Below are 23918 nucleotides of genomic sequence, written 5' to 3'. Positions count from 1 at the left end.
GAAGCGCTATCATGACGCGGTTAGTTCTTGCGCGGCGGCACAGGCGCCGCCGGATCGGAAGTTGCCGAGGCGAAACTGTCCGGGAAGGCCACGCTGGATGCAGGCTTGGCCGCACCGTTCGATGTCGTCTTGCCGGGCACGTTCACGGTCTTTGCCGCGTCGTCGAAAAGTTTCTCGACGCGCACGAGAATGTTCGCGCCGCGCCGGGTCAGGATCGGCGGCGGACCAGGATTCACTTCGGGGGCCTTGGCGTTTGCATTGGCAGCCGCAAGGACATCCGGCGGAAGTTTCTTGCCGGGACCGACGCCGGGAATGTCTCTGACCTCGACGCCCTGATGCGCAACCACCATGACGTCATGCCATGTCTGTGCGGGAAGCGAGCCGCCGGTCATGCGGTTGGTCGGCGAGTAATCGTCGTTGCCGTACCAGACGGCCATCGAGAAGTTGCCGGTGAAGCCGACGAACCATGCGTCCCTGAACGCGTTCGTCGTGCCGGTCTTGCCGGCAGCGGGAATGCCGTCGAGCCGGGCGCGCCGGGCGGTGCCTTCGTCGACCACGTGGCTCATCATTTCCGACATGTCCGCGGCGACCGAGGCAGGGATCGCTTGCGTCGGCTTCTTGCCGTCGCGATCCCAGCGCCAGACCAGATCGCCGGTGCCGGTGCGAACTTCGAGAACGGAGTGCGGCTTCACCGCGCGTCCCTTGTTCGGGAAGGCGGCGTAGGCGACGGCATGCTCGACGAGGCTGACTTCGGTGGAGCCGATCGGCAACGATGGCGTATCGACGAGGGGAGCGGTGATGCCCATCTTGCGCGCGGTCTCGACGATCTTGGCGCGGCCAGCCCTCGGCGGGTTGGGGCTGCCTTTGCCCATCGCGATCGACAGCTTCACGGGAATGACATTGACGGAGCGGGTTATCGCTGTCGTCAGCGTCATTGAGCCCGAATAGGAGCGGCCGTAGTTCTGCGGGCACCAGTTGCCGATGCAGACGGGTCCATCGACGACGATGGACTTCGGCGTAAAGCCGTTCATCAGCGCGGTGGCGTAGACATAGGGTTTGAACGACGAGCCCGGCTGGCGCATGGCGTCGACGGCGCGGTTGAACTGGCTGGCGCCGTAATCCCGCCCGCCGACCATCGCGCGCACGCCGCCGTCCAGATCGGCGAGGGCAAGCGCGGCCTGCGTTGCGTGATAGTCGCGGCCGAACTGGCGCAACTGGTTTTCGACAGCCGCTTCCGCGGCGTGCTGCACGTTCATGTCGATCGCGGTGCGAACGACGAACACGCGCTCGGTGTAGGATTTCGGGAACGTCATGACGAGCTTGCGCATCTCGTCGAAGGCATAATCGAGATAGTAGTTCGGCGAATTCTCGTCGCGCCGGTCGACCGCGTTGGCGGGGTTGCGGCGGGCGCCGAACACCTGACCTTCGGTCATGAAGCCTGCATCCACCAGATTGTCGAGCACGACGTTGGCGCGGGCGCGGGCGGCGGGCAGGTTGATGTGCGGTGCGTATTTGGTCGGCGCCTTGAACAGTCCGGCGAGCATCGCAGCTTCCGCCAGATTCACGTCGCGCGCGGACTTGTTGAAATAGAAATGCGCCGCGCCGTCGACGCCGAAGGTGCCGCCGCCCATATAGGCGCGGTCAAGATAGAGCTTCAGAATCTCGTTCTTGCTCAGGCGCGTTTCCAGCCAGATGGCGAGGAACGCTTCCTTCACCTTGCGCTCGATGGTGCGCTCGTTGTTGAGGAACAGGTTCTTGGCGAGCTGCTGGGTGATCGACGAGCCGCCTTGCCGCACGCCACCGGCCTGCGCGTTGGTGACCAGCGCGCGCGTCGTACCTGCAATGTCGATACCGAAATGATCGTAGAAACGGCGATCCTCGGTGGCGAGCGTTGCCTTGATCAGATTGTCGGGAAAGTCCTCGAGAGGGATCGAGTCATTGTGCTTGATGCCGCGGTTTCCGATCGGGTTGCCGTAGCGATCCAGGAACGATACCGCGAGATCGGATTTCTTCAGCCAGTCGTCGTCGGAGGTTTCGCGAAAGGCGGGAACCGCCAACGCGAGCATCAGCACGAGGCCGGCGAGGCCGATGGTTGCGCCTTCCGAGATCGGTTCGACGAAGACCCAGCGCTTCCAGCGGCCGACATAGAAACGATCCATGAAGGTCGAATAGCGCTCCCAGAGTTCGCGCAGTCCCGCGCCCGACGAGAACAGCGTGGAATCGATGCGCGCGTCGAGGTCCAGCAGAAAATGCCGGAACCGCTTTTTCCACTCGCTGGGTACGATCTGGCGCACCGGAACCCTTGAAAATAACGCGGCGTCCCGTACGGATCACGAGTCGCCGGATGAAAAGCGCTGGTTAGACGATGCTGATCAATTTGCGGCATCCCCAAGGCGACCGGAGAGCCGATTTCGCCGTCGGGAATCTGCAAACTTCTAGCCGACCATGAACCATAAACCAATGGCCGCGTTGGTTTTTTGATGATGAGGGTGAACGCTGCCCACGCTTTTCGGCATGGAAAACGCCAGCCTCCACCTTGGCGCTTGCACCGCCTGCGCCAAGGCTCATAAAGCCTCCATATAGCGTATGTACGTCCCGCGATCCCGACAGGTTCAAAGCCATGACAGTCCGGCCTCGGCCGCCTTCGACCCAGAGCGAATCTTTCTGGAAAACCAAGACGTTGGAGGAGATGTCCGACAGCGAATGGGAAAGCCTGTGCGACGGCTGCGCGCGCTGCTGCCTGGAAAAGCTGGAAGACGAGGACACCGGCAAGATCTACTTCACCCACATCTCCTGCACGCTGCTCGATGCGGGACTGTGCGCCTGCAAGGACTATCCCAACCGGTCGGCCAAAGTATCCGATTGCGTGCGGCTGACGCCGGAGAACGTCCGGACGTTGAACTGGCTGCCGCCGAGTTGCGGCTACAAGCTCGTCGCCGAGGGCCGCGACCTGTACTGGTGGCACCCGCTGATTTCAGGAGATCCCAACACGGTCCACGAAGCCGGCGTGTCGGTGCAGGGGCGGGTGTGGGGAACCGAGGACGAGGTCGAAGAGGCGGACCTCGAGGACCATATCGTGCAGTGGCCCGGCGTGATTCCAAAACGCGCGCGGCTGAAGAAGCGTCCGGCCTCCAAATAGCTCGCGCCGTTCCTAAAGATCCTTCAGGCAGCGGATAACGCGCAGGTGATGATCCATCCGCGCGGTGCACCCATGCGCCCGCGCTGCTTATGAAGCCGTGCGAAACAGGATAAACCTAGCGTCATCCCGTGCATTTCAAGGTCAGGCCGGTCGAGGCTGGACCATTCGTTATAACGTCCTTTCCCGGACCACCTTTTCAGGCTCATGACCGAGACACATCGACAGCGCGGCGACGCGGACGAAGCGCAGGCGCTGGACCCGGACGACGTTTCCAACATCGCCACCGAAGTCATCGATCTTTCCGAAGCGCCGCCGATCGTGCCGGCGCCGCCGCTGTCGAAAAGCGAAGTGCGAACCATCCTGCTGAGCCTGATGCTCACGATGTTCCTGACCGCACTCGACCAGACCATCGTCGCAACCGCATTGCCGACCATCGGCCGCCAGTTTCAGGACGTCAGCAATCTGTCCTGGGTGATCACCGCGTATCTGTTGTCGGCGACAGCGGTCGCGCCGGTCTACGGCACGCTGAGCGACATCTACGGCCGCCGCGCGATGATCATCGTTTCGATGTCGCTGTTCCTGATCGGCTCGGTGCTGTGCGCGATCGCGCCGAATATTCTGACGCTGATTCTGGCGCGCGCGCTTCAGGGCATCGGCGGCGGCGGAATCCTGCCGCTGGTGCAGATCGTGATTTCCGACGTGGTGTCGCCGCGCGAACGCGGCCAGTATCAGGCGTATTTCTCATCGGTGTGGGTTGCGGCCGGCATCGGCGGACCCGTGCTCGGCGGATTGTTCGCCGAACATCTGCACTGGTCGGTGATCTTCTGGATCAATCTGCCGCTCGGCGCGCTATCGCTCGGACTGCTGCTGCCGAGGATGAAAAAGATTCCGGTCTTCCATCGCAGGCGCAAGGTCGACTGGCTCGGCGGCGTCCTGCTGATGGCGTCCGCTGTGATTGTGATGCTGGTGCTGACATGGGGCGGCAACCGCTTCGCATGGGCATCGCCCGCGATCCTTGCGATGATCGGATCGGCGCTGTTCCTCGGCGTGGCCTTCGTCTGGCATGTGCGCCGCGCGCAGGAGCCGTTCCTGCCGATCCCGTTGCTGTCGGGAACGGTGGTGCCGTACGCGATGGCCGCGGGCGGCTGCGCCATCGGCACCATGATCGGCCTCACCGTGCACATGCCGTTGTATTACGAGGTCGTGTATGGCCTCACCGCGAGCGAAGCGGGCCTCGCCTTGATTCCGCTGGTCGCGGTGTCGGTGCTTGGCGCATGGGCTGCGGGCCGTGCGATGATGTACACCAAGCACTACAAGCGCGCGGCGATCGGCGGCGTGAGCCTCGCGACCTGCGCGGCGTTTGCGCTCGCGCTGGCGACGCCGCTGCCGCTGTGGCAACTGCTCGCGGGGCTGTCGCTGATGGCGGTTGGGCTCGGCACGGTTTTCCCGGTCAGCGTGGTGTCGATTCAAAATGCTGTGCCACGTGCGCAGGTCGGCACGGCGACCGGCGCGATGAACTTCTTCCGCTCGCTGCTGGCGTCGTTCACGGTCGCGGTCTTCACGGCGATCCTGCTGATGGTGCTTGGCGGCAATCTCACTATCGGTGCCGAGCATCAGATCGGTTCGGCGCATGCGATCGCCGCGAGCGATATGATCGCCGCGTTCCGTTACGTGTTCGGTGCCGCCGCGGCGTTGCTTGCAACCGCCGCGACCCTGGTGATGCTGATGGAAGAGCGCCCGCTCGCCGGACCACCGCAAGCCGCTGCCGCCGAAATGGCGGAGTAGGGTGCGATACTGAACAGCCGTTTCGCGCGAAAAGGCGAAACGGTGACAAACTCCGGCGCATAAGGCGAAGCGGCGGACGGCCGGTTTCACTGCCGGGTGTCGCGGACTTCTGCGGCGCGGCCGGGGAGGGACGACGAGGTACCTCGTTCGCGATTGTCCAGCTAGCCAGATGGGCAGTTGTGGGTGACATGAAACGCTGCTGAACTCCGGCAAAACATTTCCAAAATATTTCCAAAGTACTTCCAAAGTACTTCAATGAATTTGCAGGGAGGGATTCATGCTTCGCATTGTCCCGGGCTGTTTTCTGGCAGCCTTTATCGTCGCGGCTAATCCCGCCAATGCCCAGAAACCCAGAGGGCAGGCCTGCACTTACGAGGGGTGCGTCGCGAACTGCCAGAAGCTGGGCGGTGGCGGCCGGCAGGGTGGATGCTCAACCCACTGCGACAGGACCATCCGCGAGCGCAAGGCGAGCGGCGTGTGCAAATAGTTAGCCTTCGCTGACCAGCGGTTGAGGGAAATCCTTCGCGTTGCGCGGGACATCGCGTCGTGCTGCACTCTCCCAAACGGAGCAGTGCATGTTGAACACCGCGTGGCTGATCGTCCATCTGATCGCAAGCGCAATGCCGGGGGCCGCCGCTGCGGCCGGGCCTGCGGGTGTAACGTGCACCTATCAGGCGTGCATGGCGAAGTGCTCCCGGCTCAACGGATCCATCTGCAACAGCTACTGCGATGCGAAGATTTCGCAGCGAGTCAGCGTCGGCATCTGCGCCGCGCAGCAAAACGGTTTGGCCCCAACCCGTGCGGCTACTTCTTGATCAGGACGTCACCTATGGACGCGACGTCGGGTGAGCTGCCAGCCATTCTTCGCTTTCGGCGATCTGCACATAATAGGCGGCCATCCTGAGCAGCCGTTCCCGCGTTTCAGGGTCGTCTTCGTGGTCGGCACGCTCGGTCAATTCCGAAGCCCGCCGTATCAGGTCGGACGGGTCTGTCATGACATGTCTCCGTAGGCGCGCGGTTCCGTCACGCTGCTACGCAAGAACGGCTTCGAAGAGCGCATGTTCCGACGAAGTGCTTGGAAATTAAGGAACAATATCCGGTCAGCCGTGTTGAGCGACACAGTTCCCCACGGCTACTGCCAAAGGACTGATGGGATGAAAACAGATCGTCACTTCGAAACAATGCCAGCACGACCTCCAACGGTGGGTTGCCCCAATTGCAAAGGCTATCCCATGGAAATCCAGGGCCTGGCGCTTCGGATGAGCAGCCGCGCCGCGACAGACCGCGCCGTCTATTTGTGCACCCTCTGCGGCTTCACAAAAACCGAGGCCATCCTGCTTGGTGAGGATTAGGGCGTCACGAGAGAGCAGGCGCGAAACGTCATGGGACTCAGCGCGCTATTGCGTACCGAACTGGCCGGCTCGGGTGAATGGACCACAATAAATAGGAAATTAATCCTTGATAGCGTGACGCTGCCGGGTTAGGGTTCCGGCATGCTCCAGAATTGTGTTTTCCGGCCCTGACACGGGCCAGGTGAGCCATTGACGCTCACAGGCAAGGTTCCTATCTTATGCAAGATTGCAGAGGATAGGCACATGACTGCAAAACCGCAGACATTACAGGATATTATTCCTTCCGACCGCCACGGCCTCGCGCTGGAAGGCTTCTTCAGGATCATGGCCCGGTGGGGCATCGGCAATGGCGACGCGCGGCGCATCCTCGGCAATCCCGCGGAGCGCACGTTCTTTCAATGGAAGAGCGGCAAGGCTGCGCGCGTGCCGGACGATACGCTGCGCCGGATCGGCTACGTCGCCGGCATCTGGAAGGCGCTGCAGATCGTCTACTCCGACGCCGCGCTCGCCGACGGCTGGGTGCTGCGCCCGAACCGCGCTTTCGCGGGACAGACTCCTCTCGCAAGGATGACCGCAGGCGACGTCACGGATCTCGCGGCGGTCCGCGCCTATGTCGATGCCGCCCGCGCGCCGTGGTCGTGACGTGTCTTTTCTACATCGTCATTGCGAGCGAAGCGAAGCAATCCAGTTTTTATCTGGAAAGGACTGGATTGCTTCGTCGCAATTGCTCCTCGCAATGACGAAATGGGAGCACGTGCAGATTGGCTGTACATTCAGCCGGGCTGTCATATGACAGCCACCTCGCGGGTGCGCTGGCGCGAGGCGTGGCGCATCATCGCGTCGCGCTATCCGCCGATCGCGCTGTTCGAGCGGGTCTCGGATGATCCCGCCGTGTGGGACGTGCTGACCGAGCTTGAACAGGCGACCAATCCGCGCCTGCGCGACGAGGCGGGCGAGATCGCGCTGGTGCCGCCGGAGCGGCGGGTGACCGGGCCGAACGCATCGTGGGTGATGGCGCCGTTCACCCATGTGAACCGCAACGGCTCGCGTTTTTCGGACGGCAGCTATGGCGTCTATTACGCCGCGCGCACGCTCCACACCGCGATCAGGGAAACCGGCTATCACTTCGCGCGCTTCGCGGCGGACTCGGATGACCCGCCGCGCCGCGAGGACATGCGCGTGCTGCTGGGCCACGTGAACGCCACGCTGCACGACGTGACGAAGCTCGACGACAGGTTGAGGCGGCTGATCCTGGACAGCGAGAGCTACACGCACAGTCGGCCGTTCGCGGCTGGCCTCCGCGACGGAGGCAGTGACGGCATCGTCTATCCGAGCGTGCGCGACGCTGGCGGCTCATGCATCGCGGCATTCTGGCCGGATGTCGTCGGCGTGCCGATGCAGGAGCGGCACCTGCAATATGAATGGGACGGCAAGCGCTTCAGCCGGTGGTTCGACTACAAGGAGGAGAGGTGGGTGGGGGCTTAGCCGCATCAGCAGAGGCCATCGTCGCGCCGACCGTTTCCAGACTCAGGATGTTGATGGCAGTCGTCAGCTTCTCGTCGTCGAAGATCACAAAAAGCCGGCTCAGTGTCTGAGCGCAATCGCGTGGGCCTGGCTCGATGTACTCGGCCAGAATGCCTCGTGCCCGCAGAACCGCATCGAGCACACTCTCTTGGGGTGTCATGACGGATCTCCACACTGTGAGGTAGGAACCTTCTCGAAGGCATTGCGGTTCCGTGCGGGGTTCGTGCCGTCATGAAAAAACCGCCGTGGTAAGGCGGGTTGTCACAACTTCCGTTCAATGAAACTCAAATGCGCGGCTCCGGCTCGGTTTCGCGCAGCCTGCGATCGGCGAATTTAGCCAGTTGCGCCGCGCGCTTCTCCAGAAGTTCGGCCACGAATTCAGACACCTCGTCGCGGACCTTGCGCTCCTGTTCCGGCGTCATCGCTTGATGTTTTTGCGCGAACGCCTTCATCACACGCTCCACAACTTCCTTCATGACGCACCTCGTTTTCGGTCAAACGTGCTGCCGCGGATTTCGTTCCTTACGTCATCTACCGAACTTATGCGGTCCCGACGCATTGCCCCTATTCATGGAATGGGAGGCACCGATGGGACGCGCTTTTAAGCACACTGTTCTCGTGGTGGAAGACGATCAGCTGCAGCGGGAACTTGTCAGCCTGATCTTTGAGGAAAGCGACATGAACGTTATTCAGTGCATGAGTGGGGATGCCGCGGCCGTCGTTCTTGAAAGAGCAGGAAACGAACTGATGCTGATGTTCACCGATGTGAACCTCGACGGCGACATGTCGGGCCTCGAGCTTGCCTCAATGGCGCGGGAGCGATTCCCGCATATCGATGTCATTCTCACGTCGGGACAGAGCGTCGAGCATGTTCCTGACAACGTGCTGTTCATGCAGAAACCATGGCTGCCGCTTGAGCTGCTGCGGCAGGCCGAAATGTCGCGTCAGCGACATACGGTGCATTGAGACACTAGGAAAATAATCCTTGACAGCGTAACGCTCCCGCAGTAGGGTTCTGACATGCTCCAGAGTTGTGCCCTTGAGCACTACTTAAGGTGTCTCGCCGCGAGGCGGCATCGAATCAGGAACCTCACCGGACATAGGGCGTTGCCCTTCATACGCTGCGCGGGCTGTTTCGTGCATTCGAATGAATGAGGACGCAATGGCAAAAGTCGAACACGTGCAAGGCGAACGCCGGATCGTCGAAACGCCGACCGAAGCACGCGGGGCGGAGCCGGGGCCATCCATCCTGGCGCTGCTGACCGTCAGCACCATCGCTGCGATCTTTGTGCTGGCGATCGTCTGGTTCGTTTTCTTCCGGACGTAGCCTGCCTTCTGACGAGGATCGGATCTTCGCACGTTGGCGTTTTCTGCGTCATTGCGAGGAGCGCTTGCGACGAAGCAATCCAGTCTTCCTTGTTGCTCTGGATTGCTTCGCTTCGCTCGCAATGACGAGCGGTAATGTCGGCAACAAACGGCTAGCCATCCAATCGATCGCCGCGCCCCAGCGCGGCGTTGTCGTATCAACATGAGAGTCTCCAACGATGCCGAAGAAGCCTTCCGCCGCGCCGATGAAAAGGCCGGCGGCGAAGAAGGCTGCGCGTAAGATCGTTGCAAAAAAGGTAGTGCGGAAAGTCACAGTCAGGAAGACGGCAGCGAAAAAGCCGGTTGCGAAGCCTGAGAAAGCAAAGCGCCCACGCGCAAAAGTCCTCAACGAACACCCCAGCAATCTCGTCGCGGATGCGAGCGATCACGCTGCGATCGATGCGATCAAAAGTGCGAGGGTGAAGGCGGATCGCGCCGTGCCCATGTCACGCAAGCGCACTGCGGTGGATATCGCTGCCGATCCGCCGCCCGGTGAAACGCCGGCGGCATCGATGGTCGAGCGTGTCAGCGACGCAATCGAGCGCGAACTCACGAAGATCGAGCGCATCGTCGGCAGCCCGACGCGTATCGCGCCCGCGCAGCGCGTCGAGACCGAAAGCCGCGCCCGTGTGCTGGCCTCGCTCGCGCGCACGCTGAAGGAAGTGATGCGGTTGCGCGAGCAGGAGCGCGGGGCGGGAGACGACACAGCGAAGGCCGCCGATGACGACGCCATTCCCCGAGACCTCGACGAATTCCGCCGCGAACTTTCGCGCCGCCTGGAAGGCCTGGTCGCAGACGCAGCGCCGCTTCCTGCTGGAGGGGATGAGGCGGGCTGAGCTGGAGCTGCTGTTCGCACGATGGGATGTGTTCGCGCACGATCATCAGGTGCCGCCGAAGTTCGCGCCAAATGGGCAGCCGTGGCTGACGTGGTTGCTGATCGGTGGACGAGGGGCAGGCAAGACTCGCGCGGGCGCGGAATGGGTGAGGGCACAGGCGCTCGGGATTCCGCCATTAGCGGATGCACCCGTGACTAACATCGCGCTCGTGGGTGAGACTGAGCACGACGTGAGGGAAGTTGTCATCGAAGGAGTGTCGGGATTACTCGCTGTGCATCGTCGCGATGAGCGCCCGGTGTGGACCTCGTCGCGGCGGCGGCTGGAATGGAGCAATGGCGCGGTGGCCTATGCGTTCTCGGCGGAGGATCCCGAAAGCCTGCGCGGCCCGCAGTTCGGCTGCGCCTGGTCGGACGAGATGGCGAAGTGGCGCTATGCAGAGGCGACGTTCGACATGCTGCAGTTCGGTCTGCGTCTCGGCCATCAGCCGCGGCAACTGATTACGACGACGCCGCGGCCGACCGCGCTGATCAAGCGGCTGATGCTGGAGCCGACGAGTGTTGTGACTCGTGCGGCGACGCAGGCGAATGCCTATCATCTCGCGCCGACGTTTCTGAAGGGCGTGCTCGCGCGCTACAAGGACACGCGGCTCGGGCGTCAGGAGCTGAACGGCGAGATCATCGAGGACAGGCCCGACGCGCTGTGGTCGCGGATGTTGATAGAAAGCTGCCGCGTGAGTGATGCACCGCCGTTGGCGCGCATCGTGGTCGCGGTCGATCCGCCGGCGTCATCCGGCAAGCGCGCCGATGCCTGCGGCATTGTCGCGGCGGGCATCACGGGCGAGGGCGCGATTTACGTGATCGCCGACGAGACGGTGTCGCAGGCGACGCCATCGGTGTGGGCGGCGAAAGCGATCGCGCTGTGGCGGCGGCTTGAAGCCGATGCACTCGTCGCCGAAGTCAACCAGGGCGGCGAAATGGTGCGCTCGGTCATTAATGAAGTGGATGCGAGCGTGCCGGTGGTCTCAGTCCGTGCGTCACGGGGAAAGTGGCTGCGCGCCGAGCCCGTCGCAACACTCTATGAACAAGGCCGCGTCAAACATGCGGGCATGTTCTCCGCGCTTGAAGACGAGATGTGCGACTTCGGGCCGTCCGGTTTGTCGTCGGGCCGATCGCCCGACCGGCTCGATGCGCTGGTGTGGGCGATTGCGTCGCTGACGTTCACCACACGCGCGGCGCCGCGGGTGCGGGGGTTGTGAGTTGAAAGCGTGGCGACGTGTTTTCCACGATGTCGTCCTCGCGAAAGCGAGGACCCATAACCACCGATTGATGTGATGATAGCGGGTGCGCCGAAACGGCTGCGTCCACAATGACGGTTCAGGGAGTATGGGTCCCCGCTTTCGCGGGGACGACCCTGATTATGATGCCACCCGCGTTTCTCTTTCTCCCCGGAGAACGGACAGCCATGCTCAACTTCAAAAAGCTTTTCCGCGCACCCGAAGCCAAGGCCAGCCGCACGGCGCAGGTGCTGGCGTTCGAGAGCGGCGGGCGGGCGCGGTGGACGCCGCGCGATTATGCGGCGCTGGCCCGCGAGGGTTATCTCACCAACGCCATTGTGCATCGCGCGGTGCGCCTCATCGCGGAGAACGCCGCGTCGTGCGGCTTCCTTCTCTATGAAGGCGCACAGGAGAGGGACGGGCATCCGCTTTCGCAACTGCTGACGAAACCCAACGCGCGGCAGGACGGCGCGAGTTTCTTCGAGGCGCTGTACGCGCACATGCTGCTCGCCGGCAATGCCTATGTCGAGGCCGTCGCGCTCGGCGACCAGGTGCGCGAGCTTCACGCGCTGCGGCCGGATCGCATGAAGGTGGTGCCCGGTCATGACGGCTGGGCGGAGGCTTACGAGTACAGCGTCGCAGGGCGCAGCGTGCGGTTCGATCAGCTTGCGTCGAACGTGCCGCCGATCCTGCATCTGACATTCTTTCATCCGCTCGACGATCACTATGGCCTCGCGCCGATCGAGGCAGCAGCCGTCGCCGTGGACACGCACAACGCCAGCTCGGCCTGGAACAAGGCTCTGCTCGACAACGCCGCGCGGCCGTCCGGCGCGCTGGTCTATTCCGGGCCGGAAGGCGCGGTGCTGTCGGATTCACAATTCGACCGGCTCAAGCGCGAACTCACCGACACCTATCAGGGCGCGGTGAATGCCGGACGGCCCTTGTTGCTGGAAGGCGGACTCGACTGGAAGGCGATGTCGCTGACGCCGAAGGACATGGATTTTCTCGAGGCCAAGAATTCCGCCGCGCGCGAGATCGCGCTGGCGTTCGGCGTGCCGCCGATGCTGCTCGGTATTCCCGGCGACAACACCTACGCGAATTTCCAGGAAGCCAATCGGGTGTTCTGGCGGCAGACGATCCTGCCGCTGGCCTCGCGCGTCGGCAGCTCATTGGCGCAATGGCTGTCGCCGCAGTTCGGCGGGGAGCTGCGCATTGTGGTGGATACCGACCGGATCGACGCGCTGGCGAACGACCGTGCAGCATTGTGGGATCGCGTCGCCAATGCGCCGTTCCTGACGCTGAACGAGAAGCGCGAGGCGACCGGCTATGCGCCGGTGGCCGATGGGGATCGGCTGGGGTGAATTTCCTTTGTCCCTCCCCCTTGCGGGGAGGGTCGACCGAGCGGAGCGAGGTCGGGGTGGGGGTCTTCAATAATCTCCCCCACCCGACGCACTGTTCGCTGCGCTCTCAATGCGCCACCCTCCCCACAAGGGGGAGGGATAAGCAAGAATCGCAGAACAACAATGTCCGACCTGATCAAGACGTTTACCGAGCGCGGCGATCTCGCGCATCTGGCGCTGCTGTTGTGGGCGCTCGCGGCGAGCGCCGCGTTCCTGTTCACGCTGCGTGAACTGGTCGGCGCCACGCGCCGGTTCGATGAATTCGTCCGTCAGCTCTCGCGTTTCAACCGCAGGGTGAAGGTTCAGCGCAGTCTCACTCATTTCATCAACGAGGAATAATTTATGGATACGTTACACACGGTGTTGCGCGCGATACAGCCGGAGCGGAAATCCGCGCCGGATCATCTGACAGTGTTTCGCGAGTTTCTCGCGCATCTCGATCGGATCCAGCACAAGGCGCCGGTGAAGCCTGCGTCAGCGAAACTGTCGCGCAACAAGCCCGTGCGGCGAAAGACGACGCGGCGCACGAAGTAGGGACGTGAACGACGTAACGTCTCAGAATGTCGTCCCCGCGAAAGCGGGGACCCATACTCCCCGCGCTATCGTCCCTCGTTGCGATGCGCGGATACGTCTCCCGTAATCAACACAATGATCGGTGGTTATGGGTCCCCGCTTTCGCGGGGACGACACTGAAATGGAATTTCGCCTCCAGCGAGTGATCCCGAAAATTCAAGCCCACCCAACCACGCGCAGTTCGCGAGGATGCCCATGCACGCGCCCATTTCATCGACATCCACCGTGTCGCTCGCGAGCGACGGCACGGTGGAAGGTTATGCCAGCCTGTTCGGCGAAGTCGATCAGGCGCGCGACATGGTGATGCCCGGCGCATTCACGCGCACGCTGGCGCAACGCGGCCTGCGCAAGATCCCGATGCTGTTCCAGCACGATCCCGCCGAACCGGTCGGCGTCTGGCTCGATCTGCATGAGGACTTTCGCGGCCTGTGGGCGAGGGGGCGGCTGATCCCCGATGTCGCGCGCGGACGCGAACTCTATGCGTTGGTGGAGCAGGGCGCCATCGACGGCCTGTCGATCGGCTATCGCACCGTGCGCGGCCAGATCGATCCGAAGACGCGCATCCGCAAACTGTATCAGGTCGATCTCTGGGAGATTTCGATCGTCACGTTCCCGCTGCTGGCGGGGGCGCGCGTCCGCGCGGTGAAGCAGGCATTCCCCAAGCCAAAGCTGTCGCCGCAGCGGACGCGCGCTGAACAAGAGTGGCGGGGTTCGGGTGGTGCCGCGGACGCACCGGCGCCGCTCGCCCGGCGCGGGAGTCCGGCTCTAATCCGGCTGGACACCCGCGCCGGCCGCAAGTACGCGTTGCGTGGAGTTGCGTCGTCCAGTGCAGAGGCGCGCTGATGACGCAACGTCTGGATGCTTTCGACGTGCATTAGCGCGCGCGTTTCATGCGGCCCGATGCACACCGCTGGATTAGGTCCGACGCTGCGCGTTTCCTTGCGCCCGGCACGGACCCGGCATCGGTTTATCCGGCGCTCATTCCTGTCGAGACCAAATACAGCCCCAACCAGCCGCGCGTACCAGCGGGCAACGGTGACGAGAGCGGCCGATGGACGGACGGGCGAGGAACGCTTGCCATTCCGATGGGAAATGTTGGCATCGATGACCCGCGCGTCATCTCGGATGCGACGCCGGATAATTTCTGGGCGCCAGGGACGCAGCTTGCGAACATTATTCCTGTGTGTATTTTGAGCGGAGTTTCCCGAACGGTCAATTACTTCGGACTGAAGGAGTTCAGCGCATTTTATGACTGCGCGAACGGACAGACAATCAGGCGATCCGGGCTTGGTCATAGCCCTCCCGGAATCATTCGCGACCCATTTCGATAAATTGCGATTTGTACAGTATCTAACATTTCCAGGATATCTCGAATGGCCGGCAAATTCGCTCCCCCTTCTCGCAGCTTCTTCGCGCCGCCCGGCGCCGTGAAAATCTCGCAAACGGCGCTTGAACTGGCGCGGGAGTTCGCTGCACAGGTGGAGGCCGGCTCGCAGGGCCGTCCGCAGATGATCGTATTCGATTGGTCGGATTCTCGCGCTGTACGTCAGCCGCTTGGAGGACCGTGGGTCGATCTTGGAGCAGGGCTCGACCTTGCCGCTTACGATTTGCAGGATATTTCGGCTGACTTGATACAGGAAATTGACGGAGTCAGATTCGCCGTGAAGATTTCGCGTCATATCTACGAAGCAAGCTCATTGCGCTTGATCGATACTGACAGCGAAGCGCGATCCGGACTCACGCTGCGCTGACCGCAGCGCCTGAGTTCGCTTCTAAGCCGCAGTATCCAAAGTTCAATCCGCCGCCCCTTTGGGCGGCGTTTCTGTTTGTGCATTTCAATTTTCAACCCGATCCCACCCTAGGAGAACCACATGAGTTTCGACAAGAACATGGACTACGACATCACCGACACCGCGCCGGAGCATAAATCCGGCATCTCGTCCGCCGCGCGCGGCGAGCACGACGCCATCATGGCGATGTTCGAGGAATTCAAGGCCTCGAACGACGAGCGACTCGCCGCCGTCGGCCGCCGCGCCGACGTGCTGCTCGATGAGAAGGTCGACCGCATCAACGGCGCGCTCGACGCCCAGATGAAACGCATCGACGATCTTGCATTGAAGAGCGCGCGCCCCTTGCTTGACGGAGGCCGACTCGACGACGGCCGCGTGCGCTTCACTGACGCGTCGGCGCGCGAGCACAAGAGTGCGTTCGATGTCTATGTGCGCCAGGGCGAGAGTTCGGGTCTGCGCCTGATGGAGACCAAGGCGCTGTCGGTCGGCTCCAATGCCGACGGCGGTTATCTGGTGCCGGCGCAGCTCGAACAGGAGATCGGATCGCGGCTCGCCGCGATCTCGCCGATCCGCGCCATCTCAAGCGTGCGCGAGATCTCCGGCAATGTCTACAAGAAGCCGTTCATGACCGCGGGCCCCGCGACCGGCTGGGTCGGCGAGACCGATACGCGCACGCAGACCACGTCGCCGACGCTCGATGCCTTGAGCTTTCCGGCGATGGAGCTTTACGCCATGCCGGCCGCGACCGCGACGCTGCTCGACGACTCGGCGGTGAACATCGACGAGTGGATCGCCTCCGAAGTCGAGTTGACCTTCGCGGTGCAGGAGGGCGCCGCCTTCGTCAACGGCGACGGCAGCAACAAGCCGAAGGGCTTTCTCAATTACACGGCGGTGGCCAACGGCTCATGGACCTGGGGCAATCTCGGCTATGTCGCGAGCGGATCGGCGGGCGCGTTTCCCTCAAGCAATCCGTCCGATGTGCTGGTCGATACCATCTACGCGCTGAAAGCGGGCTATCGCCAGAACGGCAACTTCGTGATGAACCGCAAGACGCAGGCGGCGATCCGCAAGTTCAAGGACTCCGGCGGCGCTTATCTGTGGCAGCCGCCGGCGCAGGCGGGCGGACGCGCATCGCTGATGACGTTCCCTCTCATTGAGGCCGAGGACATGCCGGACATCGGCGCGAACTCGCTGTCGATCGCGTTCGGCGATTTCCGCCGCGGCTACCTGATCGTGGATCGGTTGGGCGTACGCGTGCTGCGCGATCCGTACTCCGCAAAACCCTATGTGCTGTTCTACACCACCAAGCGCGTCGGCGGTGGCGTCCAGGACTTCGACGCCATCAAGCTGGTGAAGTTCGCGGCGAGCTGACTTCCATCATGAAGACAGCGGCGCGTCGATTTTTGCGCGCCGCTGTGCCGCCGCTTAGCAGTAGCCCTTTTTCCAATGTCCCGGAGGGCAGCCTCGGCCGCGCCAACCGACTTTGCGGCCACGACTCCAGCCATGCCGCTTGAAGCCATGGTGCTTACCCCAGCCGTGACCCTTGCCACGGCCGCCTTTGACTTCAACGATATCTGACGATGTGGTGTGGCTGATTAAGGGACTTGTTGAATGGAGCGGCAGCGCCGGGGCCTGTGATGCCGCAAACGCGACAGGCAGGGCAACGACAAGGCTGAACAGGATCTTTTTCATCGCGCAATCTCCTCATGGCTCGACAGTGGCGCCGCCGCAGTTCCGCATGACGAGGCCGCCAAGATCATCCTCGCGTCGCGTGCATGAACACCGAATGAAGGAACCCGGCATTCGACCACGCGAATGCTTCGAGTGAATAGGGGACGCTGGCAGACAGTCGGCTTCCCCGCAGACGATTCCAGTTTCTATTTTCATAGGTCACTTCGCATGCCCGCACGCGATGATGCATACACGCGCGCTCAGCAAGCGCGATGGATGCGTCCGGACGCGTATCGCTGGATACGCCCGGATGCTGCGCGCTTTCTTAAACCCGGCACCGATGTCGCAAGCGTCTTTCCAGCGCTGGAACGCAAATACAGCCCGAGCCAGCCGCGTGTGCCGGCGGGCAATCCCGATGGTGGGCAATGGACGGACGGTGGGGGGGATGGAAGCAATCCTGCGGCAAACGCCACCGCCCGACCGGTGGGCAGTATCAATTTCGATTTGAGCGAGATCGGCAATCTCGGGCTGTTTCAGATCGCGCCGCGGGATCGGGACAATAGCGATTATGCGCGGCTTGCGGGTGATATGCCGGAAGGCGACGGCCTAGGCATCGGTCACAACCAAGGGCCCCCGCTTGAGCCGTCCGAGATTCCACTGCAGCGCCCGGAATCCCCGGCAGATAGAATGAAGGTTGTTTGGGATATCGCGCGCTGGGTGAACCGGGTTGGCCGATATGCTCCCGCGGTCGACATCTTCTTCGGGGCGAAGGACCAGATCGAGTGGTTAAAGTCTTACGATTCAGCAATGAAGTCGTATAGTGACCCACCAAAGACTCTAGAAGAGCTGCAAAGCAGGGTCAGTCCGGCCAGCGAGCCAGGCTATGAGGATCACCACATTGAAGAACGGACTCTGCTGAGACGGTTAGGATTCACGTGGGGCGAAATTGACGATCCGAGTAACAAGGTGCGAATTCCTACCCTAAAGCATTATGAGATTTCCGGGTGGTTCAGCACGCGTAGCGACGAGTTTGGAGGATTAACTCCAAGAGACTATCTGAGAGATAAGGATTCAAGCGAACGGAGACGTGTTGGAATAGAAGCTTTGATCGACGCGGGAGTTCTCAAGCCATGAGTCGCCGGATAGAACTTGAAACGGCAAGTGTTGAAGATCTCGTAGCCTTGTTCGCTGACATCGCGGTCAAACAGAATGCGGCGTTGGAAAATATTCGAAGTTCTGAATACAATCGTTTGTACGGCGAGATGGAAGAAGTGGCTGCACAGTTAAAATCGCGCGAGGGCGATCAACGCCGCGCGCTGCTGCCGCTTTATACTCATCCCAACCCGACCGTACGTTTTAAGGCCGCGATAGCCACGCTCGCGCTGGCGCCTCGTGAAGCAAGAGATGTTCTCCAATTGATCAAGGATCGGAAGGAGTATCCGATTGCGATGAACGCGTCTCAGATGCTTCGTGCAGTTGATGAAGGACGATATATTCCAACTTAAGGTTGCGCGTGCTGCGCGATCCGTATTTCGCTAAGTCCTACGTGCTGTTCTACACCACCAAGCGCGTCGGCGGCGGCGTCCAGGATTTCGAGGCCATCAAGCTGGTCAAGTTCGCGGCGAGTTGAGAGCTGCGAGCAGGCAGGGAAAATGACGATGTGGGTGGCCGGGATCACCCGGCCATTCAGTGAAGTCCAATGGCGCGCTACTGTTTTACCGCAGCATATCCTTGAATACCTCCGGGTGTTGCGCGGCTGCTACATCCGATGCCCGCAGACTCGACCTAGAATGATGCTTTACAGTTGCGATATTTCCGAGGGGGCATTTCATGAAGCACTTGTTGATCGCCGCAATCTTGACGCTCGGGGCGGCATCCACCGCGCAAGGTGCCGATCTCATACGCAAGGCGCCGCCAGCGCCGGTGTCAAACTGGAGTGGCTGGTATGCCGGTCTCAATGTGGGTGGTGGTTGGGCCAACACGGATGTTGGCTACGCGCCGAACGATGCTCTTATGTCGTTTATATTTTCGGCCCCCAACTTCTTCCCGATCTCAGCCAACGGCGACCGCAATCGCTCCTCCGGAGCGCTCGGCGGCATTCAGGTCGGTTACAATTATCAGTTCGACCCGAGATGGGTGGCTGGCTTTGAAGCGGACTTTCAGGGCGCGGGCATCGATGGGAGAGGCACGACTCCGTATCTCTTCGGGCAAGTATCGACCTCGGCAAGCCAGAGTATCGACTATTTCGGCACGGTGCGCGCCCGGCTCGGTTATCTGGCCAACGACAGGCTGCTGATCTACGCCACCGGCGGCTTTGCCTACGCTCATCTGAACAACGCAGCGTCCACCGTCACTAGCACAGGCTTCGCTGGGGGATTGGCTGGTCCGAATGGAGTGGTCTACACGTTCTCTTGCGGCAGCCTTAACGCAGCTCCAGATCTGTGTTTTTCCGGGGCGTCTAACGGCATTACTCCGGGTTGGACGGCGGGTGGCGGGCTTGAATACGCGCTTGGGCAGAAATGGTCCGTGAAGGGCGAGTATCTTTTCGCGCAGTTCAAGGAGACTGTGAACGTGGTTGCAGTAACGGCGGCGCCTGGATCGACGCCGGCATCCTATTCAGCAAACTTCACGACCAACCTGAACATCGTGCGGATCGGCTTGAATTATAAATTCGGCGGTTGATGTACTGGCTTTCCGCGCGTTGCGCCACCTGATCGCTTTCTGGGGTTTGAGCCTTTATGTTGCCGCCGCGGAACATTCAGGCCGATGCAAGGTTGGTACCCGGAACTGGCGTGCGCAGAGGCCGAACATGAACTGTCGTACCAAGCGGGCCGCAGTTTTCTTTCTTCTTCTCCTGATCGCGACCGCGGTCTCCCACATCACCCCCGCCTCAGCGCGCGGCGGGGTGGCGGCGACTATTATGGGCTCGCCCGGCTATCAGCGGGCGCTCGAGGAATCGCGCAAGCGGTACCGGGAGGCCTACACCCAGTCGCATTCGCAGTCGGCGCATCCGCGCAGGAAGTATCGGCATCGCGGCCAGCGTTACTGAACCAGGCGGATCGTTACACGTTGTCGCGCAAATCTTTATAAGCGCCAGAAACCGATCCCGACGATGCGGGATCGTGCCTTAAGGCACGGTACCTACACCGATGCCGACCGATCCGCCGAAGCGGACGCAACTGTCCGAACCCGGCATGCGCACGAAGCCCGCGCCGAATTCAGAACAGGGTGTGGCGGTGCGCGGACGTGTGAGCGGTTTCTGCTGCTTCGCGGTGTGATCCGGCTTCGCCGCCTGCGGGCGTTGCCGCGGCGTTTTAGTGTCCATCTGCTGCGCATGCGCGGTCGCCGTCAGTGTAACGGACAACGCCGCAACCGCGGTCGATCGAAGAATGTATGCGAGAGCCTGATGAATCGTCATATCCGTCGGCGAAGCTAGAATGGAATTAACCTGAATTGAAAACACATTCTCCGCTCATTCCCGCGAAAGCGGGAATCCAGTCTGGGTCCCCGCTTACGCGGGGACGAGCGAGGTGAGATTCGATTCAATGGGCATGAATCATGCTCTAACGCGGCTGATCGCTGACGCGCTGCACGAGAATCCGCGTGTTGTTGCGCCCGCCTGCGAAGACCTCGTGGCGGGTGGTATTGATGAACAGCAGGCGATCGCCGTCGGAGATGCGGGCCTGCAGTGCGTAGGTGCGGCGCGGCTCGATCTTCGTGATGTCGAAGCGCAGCCGGTAGGGGATCGGACTGCCGGTGGCGCCGGTGATGCGATCTTGCGCGATCACCTGCGCCGGCGCGTCGGCGAGGGAGACATCGACGAGTTGCACGAGCACGGACGCGTTCGGCGGCAGCGCCATCCGTTCGCGATAATTCACGGTCCCCATCAGCATCGTGTCGCGCGCCGCCGCGTTTGCGGCGGGCAGCAGCAACGATGTGGTGAGAAGTCCAATGATACCGCGTCGTGAAATCATGATGGTCTCCGGTTTTGTTTCATGAATCGGAGAGTAGGGGATCGCCCGTCGTTTGTCAGGCCTCGGCGCGGGAACCCGAGATGCACTGCGGAGGTAGCCAGTTAACTTTACGGAATCGCCGCGCCCCAGCTGCGCGCGGTCTTTACGATCCAGTCGTTATATAATGTGAGCGGGGTCACGCCGGTGAGGCCGCCGCAGCCCGCGGAATTGTTCGCGCCCGTCGACCAGCTCACCACGCCGACAATGACGCTGCGGCCATCCTGATCTTCGAATGCGGGTGCGCCCGAGTCTCCGGTGCAGGCGCCCATGCCCGCAGCTTTGTTCTGGGTTTGCGGATCGACCAGGCGCACCTGCAGGGTGCCGGGCTGGCCGGTCACAGCGAGCGGCGCGGCGCGGGCCGTGCCGACGCCGGAGTCGCTTCCTGCAACCGTCGATCCGATGCCGACGACAGTGAAGCGCGACACGGGCGTAAAGGGAATGCGCGGCACGCCGAGAAGCGCGGCCGATTTGCCGGGCATCGGCGCGGACAGGCGCAGCAGCGCAACGTCCGCCGTCGCCCGATGGGCCGCGATGGATTGCGCGTTGTAGCGGGGATGCACTGCGACCTGCTGCGGCGCGATCAGTTGCGGCGGCTTCGTCGAGTAGTCGATCACGCGATTGGCCGTGCCTGGCGCGATGCAATGCGCGGCGGTCAGAATAATGTTCGGCGCGATCATCGTCCCGGTGCAGACGCCGCCACCCGCGGCAACGACCGTGACGATGGATTGCGCAACGCCGACGCTCGGCGCAGAGCGACTGCCGGTAATGGCATGCGACGGCTGCACGAATGCAAATGTAACGATGAGGGCGGCGCAGAGGCGAGGAAGCGAGATCATCCGCAAGGTTGAGCCTCGGCCCGCATGTTTTGTCAACCGTCAAACCAGACATTTGCTCGTCATTGCGAGGAGCGTAGCGACGAAGCAATCCAGTACCGTTATGTGCCATGGATTGCTTCGCTTCGCTCGCAATGACGTGCTGAAATTTCTCGAAGCAGAAAGCATCAAATCATGCCCGCATATCTCGTTACCGCGCCGGCGGCCGAGCCGCTGTCGCTTGCCGATGCAAAAAGCTTTCTGCGGGTGGAACACGGCGACGATGACGCCATCATCACGTCGCTTGTGTCCGCCGCGCGCAACCATGTCGAGGCGCTGACGCGCAATGCCCTGATCACGCAGACCTGGCGACTGGTGCTGGATCGATGGCCCGACGGCGGACGCATCGCGCCGCGGATCGGACCGTTGCGTGCACTCACCGCCGTTCGCGTGTTCGATGCAGCGGGTGAGGCAAGTGCGATCGATTCCGAGATCTTCGTGGTCGATGCCGCAGCGGGTGTCCTCGCCGCACCGGCGTGGTCGCTGCCTGTGCCGGGGCGCAGCGTCGCAGGTATCGAACTCGATATCGAAGTCGGCTTCGGAGCCGCGAGCGATGTCCCGCAGACGCTGCGGCAGGCGATCCGCATGCTGGTGGCCCACTGGTACGAGAACCGGGGTCTCATAGCCATCGGTTCGAGCGTCGCGATGATGCCGGCCAGCGTCAATGCCATGATCTCGTCGCACCGGGTGCTGTCGCTATGATCGATCCCGGACAACTCAAGACACGGCTGGTGATCCAGCAACCCATCGAGACACCCGACGACCAGGGCGGTGTGGTCCGCACCTGGACGACATTCGCCACGGTGTGGGCGCAGGTGACGCCGCTTGCCGCGCGCCGGGACGTGGAGGCGGACGCCGACGGCGTGACGCAAAGCTATCGCATTGTCCTGCGCAGCCATCTTTCGCTCACGCTGCAGCATCGCTTCAGCGACGGCGCGCGGATCTATCGGATCGTTGCGATCCGGGAGCGCGACGACCGGCGCTTCATCGAGATCGATGCGGACGTACGGGTGTCGTAGCAGGCCTTAATCCCTACCCCTTGTGGGGAGGGTCGGCCGAGCGAAGCGGAGGCCGGGGTGGGGGCTTAGAGCTGCTTTGCGCAATGCACCCCCACCCGACGCGTTGTTCGCTTTGCTCACACGCGCCACCCTCCCCACAAGGGGGAGGGAAAGGAAAGTATTGCCCCGACTTTCAGGACATCACCATGACCATAGCCAACGTGGCGCTGCGCGCCGCGATCCATGACGCATTGCTGGCGGACAGTGCGCTGACCGGAGCGCTCGGCGGTGATCGGGTCTACGACGAACCGCCGCGCGATGCCGAGTTTCCCTACGTGACGCTCGGCGAGGCGCGGCTGACCGATGCCTCAACGGACGGCGGACAGACGCAGGAGCATCAGCTCACGCTGCACGCCTGGTCACGCAAGGGCGGCCATCGCGAGGCGCATGTCATTGCCGGCGCGTTGCTGCAGGCGCTCGACGACGCGCCGCTGTCGCCCGAGGGGCATCGGCTGGTCAATTTGCGATTTTCGATTGCCGACATCCGCCGCGAATCCGACGGACGCACCTATCACGCGCTGGTGCGGTTTCGCGCGGTGACGGAGCCGCTGGAATAGCTGTTTTCGTCATGGCCGGGCCCGTCCCGGGCATCCACGTCTTTCCCCGAAAAAGCAGAAGACGTGGATGCCTGGCACAAGGCCGGGCATGACGATTGTGAATGTTGCTAACGCTATATTTTCACGACGCATATGGAGAGAACAATGGCCGCCCAGAAAGGCAAGGACCTGCTGCTGAAGATGAGCGACGGCGCTGGCTTCGTCACCGTCGCCGGATTGCGCAGCCGCCGCATCGCGTTCAACACGGAGACGGTGGACGTCACCCACGCGGAATCCACCGAACGCTGGCGCGAGCTGCTCGCCGGTGCCGGCGTCAAGCGCGCGTCGGTCTCGGGCAGGGGTCTGTTCAAGGATTCGGCGTCGGATGCGATGGTGCGTCAGGCGTTCTTCGATGGCGTGCTGAAATCCTGCCAGGTCGTGGTGCCGGACTTCGGCACCATTGAAGGCCTGTTCCAGATTTCGAGCCTCGAGTTTTCGGGCGATCACAACGGCGAGGTGACGTTCGACCTCTCGCTGGAGTCCGCCGGCGCGTTGACCTTCGCGGCGAGCTGAGCGGAGTGTTGCAAAAATTACGATGTCGTCCCCGCGCAGGCGGGGACCCATAACCACCGAAGGCCATGTTCATCGGTGTAGAACTTCCCGCCCAGGGAGTATGGGTCCCCGCCTGCGCGGGGACGACGCAGAATGTTTGGCGTAGGGCTGCGCGAAGC

At 62.3% G+C, this 23918-nt stretch carries 31 protein-coding genes and 1 pseudogene; 24 read left to right on the top strand and 8 right to left on the bottom strand.

What is annotated here, in order from left to right; translation table 11 throughout:
- Positions 1-20: 20 nt before the first annotated feature.
- A complete protein-coding gene (locus tag YH63_RS21025; RefSeq protein WP_046830208.1) occupies positions 21-2294 on the bottom strand; it encodes a transglycosylase domain-containing protein in 2274 nt (757 codons plus the stop codon).
- Between the two features lie 326 nt (positions 2295-2620).
- Here YH63_RS21025 and YH63_RS21020 point away from each other — a divergent pair, with 326 nt between their 5' ends.
- The 3 genes from YH63_RS21020 (at position 2621) to YH63_RS21010 (ending at position 5739) form a co-directional block, all read left to right on the top strand.
- Positions 2621-3139: a YcgN family cysteine cluster protein gene (locus YH63_RS21020; protein ID WP_046830207.1), complete on the top strand. Its 519-nt coding sequence runs from the start codon at positions 2621-2623 to the stop codon at positions 3137-3139.
- A 204-nt stretch (positions 3140-3343) separates the two neighbouring features.
- Positions 3344-4924 carry an MDR family MFS transporter gene (locus tag YH63_RS21015; protein WP_046830206.1) on the top strand — a complete coding sequence of 527 codons (1581 nt, stop codon included), beginning with the start codon at positions 3344-3346 and terminating at the stop codon, positions 4922-4924.
- A gap of 575 nt (positions 4925-5499) precedes the next feature.
- Entirely contained in the window at positions 5500-5739 is a 240-nt protein-coding gene (locus YH63_RS21010; RefSeq protein ID WP_046830205.1) for a hypothetical protein, read from the top strand.
- A gap of 12 nt (positions 5740-5751) precedes the next feature.
- On the opposite strand, the gene YH63_RS21740 is transcribed toward YH63_RS21010, so the two are convergent.
- Positions 5752-5919 (bottom strand): hypothetical protein, encoded by a 168-nt coding sequence (locus YH63_RS21740; RefSeq protein WP_170978724.1) that lies wholly within the window; start codon positions 5917-5919, stop codon positions 5752-5754.
- Between the two features lie 600 nt (positions 5920-6519).
- On the opposite strand from YH63_RS21740, the gene YH63_RS21005 reads away from it, so the two are divergent.
- Together YH63_RS21005 and YH63_RS21000 are read left to right on the top strand one after the other, a co-directional pair.
- Positions 6520-6918, top strand: coding sequence for an MbcA/ParS/Xre antitoxin family protein (locus tag YH63_RS21005; protein WP_046830204.1), 399 nt, complete (start codon positions 6520-6522; stop codon positions 6916-6918).
- A 147-nt stretch (positions 6919-7065) separates the two neighbouring features.
- A complete protein-coding gene (locus tag YH63_RS21000) occupies positions 7066-7761 on the top strand; it encodes an RES family NAD+ phosphorylase (RefSeq protein ID WP_046830203.1) in 696 nt (231 codons plus the stop codon).
- A 323-nt stretch (positions 7762-8084) separates the two neighbouring features.
- Here the strand turns inward: YH63_RS21000 and YH63_RS20990 are convergent, their stop codons facing one another.
- Entirely contained in the window at positions 8085-8252 is a 168-nt protein-coding gene (locus YH63_RS20990; RefSeq protein ID WP_246658096.1) for a hypothetical protein, read from the bottom strand.
- Positions 8253-8388: 136 nt separating this feature from the next.
- Between YH63_RS20990 and YH63_RS20985 the strand changes: the two genes are divergently transcribed.
- Both YH63_RS20985 and YH63_RS21735 read left to right on the top strand, forming a co-directional pair.
- Complete coding sequence (locus YH63_RS20985) at positions 8389-8766, top strand: response regulator (protein WP_046830345.1); 378 nt, start codon at positions 8389-8391, stop codon at positions 8764-8766.
- A 196-nt stretch (positions 8767-8962) separates the two neighbouring features.
- Positions 8963-9127 (top strand): hypothetical protein, encoded by a 165-nt coding sequence (locus YH63_RS21735; RefSeq protein ID WP_170978723.1) that lies wholly within the window; start codon positions 8963-8965, stop codon positions 9125-9127.
- A 48-nt stretch (positions 9128-9175) separates the two neighbouring features.
- Here YH63_RS21735 and YH63_RS21890 read toward each other — a convergent pair whose 3' ends face one another.
- Entirely contained in the window at positions 9176-9514 is a 339-nt protein-coding gene (locus YH63_RS21890) for a hypothetical protein (protein ID WP_246658151.1), read from the bottom strand.
- An 88-nt stretch (positions 9515-9602) separates the two neighbouring features.
- Between YH63_RS21890 and YH63_RS20975 the strand changes: the two genes are divergently transcribed.
- The 8 genes from YH63_RS20975 to YH63_RS20935 all read left to right on the top strand — a co-directional run bounded on the left by YH63_RS20975 (position 9603) and on the right by YH63_RS20935 (position 16408).
- Positions 9603-10001 (top strand): hypothetical protein, encoded by a 399-nt coding sequence (locus YH63_RS20975; RefSeq protein WP_349642974.1) that lies wholly within the window; start codon positions 9603-9605, stop codon positions 9999-10001.
- Complete coding sequence (locus tag YH63_RS20970; RefSeq protein ID WP_170978760.1) at positions 9988-11256, top strand: DNA-packaging protein; 1269 nt, start codon at positions 9988-9990, stop codon at positions 11254-11256. Before YH63_RS20975 ends, YH63_RS20970 begins: the two co-directional genes overlap by 14 nt.
- A gap of 206 nt (positions 11257-11462) precedes the next feature.
- Positions 11463-12635 carry a phage portal protein gene (locus YH63_RS20965; protein WP_046830199.1) on the top strand — a complete coding sequence of 391 codons (1173 nt, stop codon included), beginning with the start codon at positions 11463-11465 and terminating at the stop codon, positions 12633-12635.
- A gap of 162 nt (positions 12636-12797) precedes the next feature.
- Positions 12798-13013, top strand: a complete 216-nt coding sequence (locus YH63_RS20960; protein WP_046830198.1) for a hypothetical protein — start codon at positions 12798-12800, stop codon at positions 13011-13013.
- Positions 13014-13016: 3 nt separating this feature from the next.
- Complete coding sequence (locus YH63_RS20955; protein ID WP_046830197.1) at positions 13017-13208, top strand: hypothetical protein; 192 nt, start codon at positions 13017-13019, stop codon at positions 13206-13208.
- A 234-nt stretch (positions 13209-13442) separates the two neighbouring features.
- The gene (locus tag YH63_RS20950; protein ID WP_046830343.1) at positions 13443-14090 is read left to right on the top strand and encodes an HK97 family phage prohead protease; all 648 of its coding nucleotides are present in this window, start codon (positions 13443-13445) and stop codon (positions 14088-14090) included.
- A 530-nt stretch (positions 14091-14620) separates the two neighbouring features.
- A complete protein-coding gene (locus YH63_RS20940) occupies positions 14621-14998 on the top strand; it encodes a hypothetical protein (RefSeq protein WP_046830196.1) in 378 nt (125 codons plus the stop codon).
- A 138-nt stretch (positions 14999-15136) separates the two neighbouring features.
- The gene (locus YH63_RS20935) at positions 15137-16408 is read left to right on the top strand and encodes a phage major capsid protein (RefSeq protein ID WP_046830342.1); all 1272 of its coding nucleotides are present in this window, start codon (positions 15137-15139) and stop codon (positions 16406-16408) included.
- 54 nt (positions 16409-16462) lie between these two features.
- Here the strand turns inward: YH63_RS20935 and YH63_RS20930 are convergent, their stop codons facing one another.
- Entirely contained in the window at positions 16463-16729 is a 267-nt protein-coding gene (locus tag YH63_RS20930) for a hypothetical protein (RefSeq protein WP_137325265.1), read from the bottom strand.
- Positions 16730-16984: 255 nt separating this feature from the next.
- Here YH63_RS20930 and YH63_RS20925 point away from each other — a divergent pair, with 255 nt between their 5' ends.
- The 5 genes and pseudogenes from YH63_RS20925 to YH63_RS20905 all read left to right on the top strand — a co-directional run bounded on the left by YH63_RS20925 (position 16985) and on the right by YH63_RS20905 (position 19757).
- Positions 16985-17842, top strand: a complete 858-nt coding sequence (locus YH63_RS20925) for a hypothetical protein (protein ID WP_083992761.1) — start codon at positions 16985-16987, stop codon at positions 17840-17842.
- Positions 17839-18213, top strand: coding sequence for a DUF2019 domain-containing protein (locus YH63_RS20920; protein WP_046830194.1), 375 nt, complete (start codon positions 17839-17841; stop codon positions 18211-18213). Before YH63_RS20925 ends, YH63_RS20920 begins: the two co-directional genes overlap by 4 nt.
- Positions 18214-18215: 2 nt before the next feature.
- Positions 18216-18338 (top strand): annotated as a pseudogene (locus YH63_RS20915) (phage major capsid protein); the annotation flags it as partial.
- A 200-nt stretch (positions 18339-18538) separates the two neighbouring features.
- Positions 18539-19390: an outer membrane protein gene (locus YH63_RS20910; RefSeq protein WP_083992752.1), complete on the top strand. Its 852-nt coding sequence runs from the start codon at positions 18539-18541 to the stop codon at positions 19388-19390.
- A 127-nt stretch (positions 19391-19517) separates the two neighbouring features.
- Positions 19518-19757 (top strand): hypothetical protein, encoded by a 240-nt coding sequence (locus YH63_RS20905; RefSeq protein ID WP_046830340.1) that lies wholly within the window; start codon positions 19518-19520, stop codon positions 19755-19757.
- Positions 19758-19835: 78 nt separating this feature from the next.
- Here the strand turns inward: YH63_RS20905 and YH63_RS20900 are convergent, their stop codons facing one another.
- The 3 genes from YH63_RS20900 to YH63_RS20890 form a co-directional block, all read right to left on the bottom strand.
- Positions 19836-20126, bottom strand: coding sequence for a hypothetical protein (locus YH63_RS20900; RefSeq protein WP_052753928.1), 291 nt, complete (start codon positions 20124-20126; stop codon positions 19836-19838).
- A gap of 145 nt (positions 20127-20271) precedes the next feature.
- A complete protein-coding gene (locus tag YH63_RS20895) occupies positions 20272-20682 on the bottom strand; it encodes a YbaY family lipoprotein (protein WP_046830193.1) in 411 nt (136 codons plus the stop codon).
- A 107-nt stretch (positions 20683-20789) separates the two neighbouring features.
- Positions 20790-21557, bottom strand: a complete 768-nt coding sequence (locus YH63_RS20890; protein WP_137325264.1) for a S1 family peptidase — start codon at positions 21555-21557, stop codon at positions 20790-20792.
- Between the two features lie 171 nt (positions 21558-21728).
- Here YH63_RS20890 and YH63_RS20885 point away from each other — a divergent pair, with 171 nt between their 5' ends.
- The 4 genes from YH63_RS20885 (at position 21729) to YH63_RS20870 (ending at position 23760) form a co-directional block, all read left to right on the top strand.
- Positions 21729-22295, top strand: a complete 567-nt coding sequence (locus tag YH63_RS20885; protein WP_046830192.1) for a head-tail connector protein — start codon at positions 21729-21731, stop codon at positions 22293-22295.
- Positions 22292-22612, top strand: a complete 321-nt coding sequence (locus YH63_RS20880) for a phage head closure protein (RefSeq protein ID WP_046830191.1) — start codon at positions 22292-22294, stop codon at positions 22610-22612. The genes YH63_RS20885 and YH63_RS20880 overlap by 4 nt, the downstream gene beginning before the upstream one ends.
- A 185-nt stretch (positions 22613-22797) precedes the next feature.
- Positions 22798-23208, top strand: coding sequence for a DUF3168 domain-containing protein (locus YH63_RS20875; RefSeq protein WP_046830190.1), 411 nt, complete (start codon positions 22798-22800; stop codon positions 23206-23208).
- 144 nt (positions 23209-23352) lie between these two features.
- Positions 23353-23760, top strand: a complete 408-nt coding sequence (locus YH63_RS20870) for a phage major tail protein, TP901-1 family (protein ID WP_046830189.1) — start codon at positions 23353-23355, stop codon at positions 23758-23760.
- The last annotated feature ends 158 nt before the right edge of the window (positions 23761-23918 follow it).

It is taken from the genome of Afipia massiliensis (assembly GCF_001006325.2).
In the GTDB taxonomy this organism is placed as follows: domain Bacteria; phylum Pseudomonadota; class Alphaproteobacteria; order Rhizobiales; family Xanthobacteraceae; genus Afipia; species Afipia massiliensis_A.
This window is presented reverse-complemented; position numbering and strand designations above follow the sequence as displayed.

What these genes read in the sequence shown, in the direction of transcription:
- YH63_RS21020 (WP_046830207.1), top strand. Translation starts at nt 2,621, where the DNA reads ATGACAGTCCGGCCTCGGCCGCCTTCGACCCAGAGCGAATCTTTCTGG.
- YH63_RS21015 (WP_046830206.1), top strand. Translation starts at nt 3,344, where the DNA reads ATGACCGAGACACATCGACAGCGCGGCGACGCGGACGAAGCGCAGGCG.
- YH63_RS21010 (WP_046830205.1), top strand. Translation starts at nt 5,500, where the DNA reads ATGTTGAACACCGCGTGGCTGATCGTCCATCTGATCGCAAGCGCAATG.
- YH63_RS21740 (WP_170978724.1), bottom strand. Translation starts at nt 5,919, where the DNA reads ATGACAGACCCGTCCGACCTGATACGGCGGGCTTCGGAATTGACCGAG.
- YH63_RS21005 (WP_046830204.1), top strand. Translation starts at nt 6,520, where the DNA reads ATGACTGCAAAACCGCAGACATTACAGGATATTATTCCTTCCGACCGC.
- YH63_RS21000 (WP_046830203.1), top strand. Translation starts at nt 7,066, where the DNA reads ATGACAGCCACCTCGCGGGTGCGCTGGCGCGAGGCGTGGCGCATCATC.
- YH63_RS20990 (WP_246658096.1), bottom strand. Translation starts at nt 8,252, where the DNA reads ATGAAGGCGTTCGCGCAAAAACATCAAGCGATGACGCCGGAACAGGAG.
- YH63_RS20985 (WP_046830345.1), top strand. Translation starts at nt 8,389, where the DNA reads ATGGGACGCGCTTTTAAGCACACTGTTCTCGTGGTGGAAGACGATCAG.
- YH63_RS21735 (WP_170978723.1), top strand. Translation starts at nt 8,963, where the DNA reads ATGGCAAAAGTCGAACACGTGCAAGGCGAACGCCGGATCGTCGAAACG.
- YH63_RS20970 (WP_170978760.1), top strand. Translation starts at nt 9,988, where the DNA reads ATGAGGCGGGCTGAGCTGGAGCTGCTGTTCGCACGATGGGATGTGTTC.
- YH63_RS20965 (WP_046830199.1), top strand. Translation starts at nt 11,463, where the DNA reads ATGCTCAACTTCAAAAAGCTTTTCCGCGCACCCGAAGCCAAGGCCAGC.
- YH63_RS20960 (WP_046830198.1), top strand. Translation starts at nt 12,798, where the DNA reads ATGTCCGACCTGATCAAGACGTTTACCGAGCGCGGCGATCTCGCGCAT.
- YH63_RS20955 (WP_046830197.1), top strand. Translation starts at nt 13,017, where the DNA reads ATGGATACGTTACACACGGTGTTGCGCGCGATACAGCCGGAGCGGAAA.
- YH63_RS20950 (WP_046830343.1), top strand. Translation starts at nt 13,443, where the DNA reads ATGCACGCGCCCATTTCATCGACATCCACCGTGTCGCTCGCGAGCGAC.
- YH63_RS20940 (WP_046830196.1), top strand. Translation starts at nt 14,621, where the DNA reads ATGGCCGGCAAATTCGCTCCCCCTTCTCGCAGCTTCTTCGCGCCGCCC.
- YH63_RS20935 (WP_046830342.1), top strand. Translation starts at nt 15,137, where the DNA reads ATGGACTACGACATCACCGACACCGCGCCGGAGCATAAATCCGGCATC.
- YH63_RS20930 (WP_137325265.1), bottom strand. Translation starts at nt 16,729, where the DNA reads ATGAAAAAGATCCTGTTCAGCCTTGTCGTTGCCCTGCCTGTCGCGTTT.
- YH63_RS20925 (WP_083992761.1), top strand. Translation starts at nt 16,985, where the DNA reads ATGCGTCCGGACGCGTATCGCTGGATACGCCCGGATGCTGCGCGCTTT.
- YH63_RS20920 (WP_046830194.1), top strand. Translation starts at nt 17,839, where the DNA reads ATGAGTCGCCGGATAGAACTTGAAACGGCAAGTGTTGAAGATCTCGTA.
- YH63_RS20910 (WP_083992752.1), top strand. Translation starts at nt 18,539, where the DNA reads ATGAAGCACTTGTTGATCGCCGCAATCTTGACGCTCGGGGCGGCATCC.
- YH63_RS20905 (WP_046830340.1), top strand. Translation starts at nt 19,518, where the DNA reads ATGAACTGTCGTACCAAGCGGGCCGCAGTTTTCTTTCTTCTTCTCCTG.
- YH63_RS20900 (WP_052753928.1), bottom strand. Translation starts at nt 20,126, where the DNA reads ATGACGATTCATCAGGCTCTCGCATACATTCTTCGATCGACCGCGGTT.
- YH63_RS20895 (WP_046830193.1), bottom strand. Translation starts at nt 20,682, where the DNA reads ATGATTTCACGACGCGGTATCATTGGACTTCTCACCACATCGTTGCTG.
- YH63_RS20890 (WP_137325264.1), bottom strand. Translation starts at nt 21,557, where the DNA reads ATGATCTCGCTTCCTCGCCTCTGCGCCGCCCTCATCGTTACATTTGCA.
- YH63_RS20885 (WP_046830192.1), top strand. Translation starts at nt 21,729, where the DNA reads ATGCCCGCATATCTCGTTACCGCGCCGGCGGCCGAGCCGCTGTCGCTT.
- YH63_RS20880 (WP_046830191.1), top strand. Translation starts at nt 22,292, where the DNA reads ATGATCGATCCCGGACAACTCAAGACACGGCTGGTGATCCAGCAACCC.
- YH63_RS20875 (WP_046830190.1), top strand. Translation starts at nt 22,798, where the DNA reads ATGACCATAGCCAACGTGGCGCTGCGCGCCGCGATCCATGACGCATTG.
- YH63_RS20870 (WP_046830189.1), top strand. Translation starts at nt 23,353, where the DNA reads ATGGCCGCCCAGAAAGGCAAGGACCTGCTGCTGAAGATGAGCGACGGC.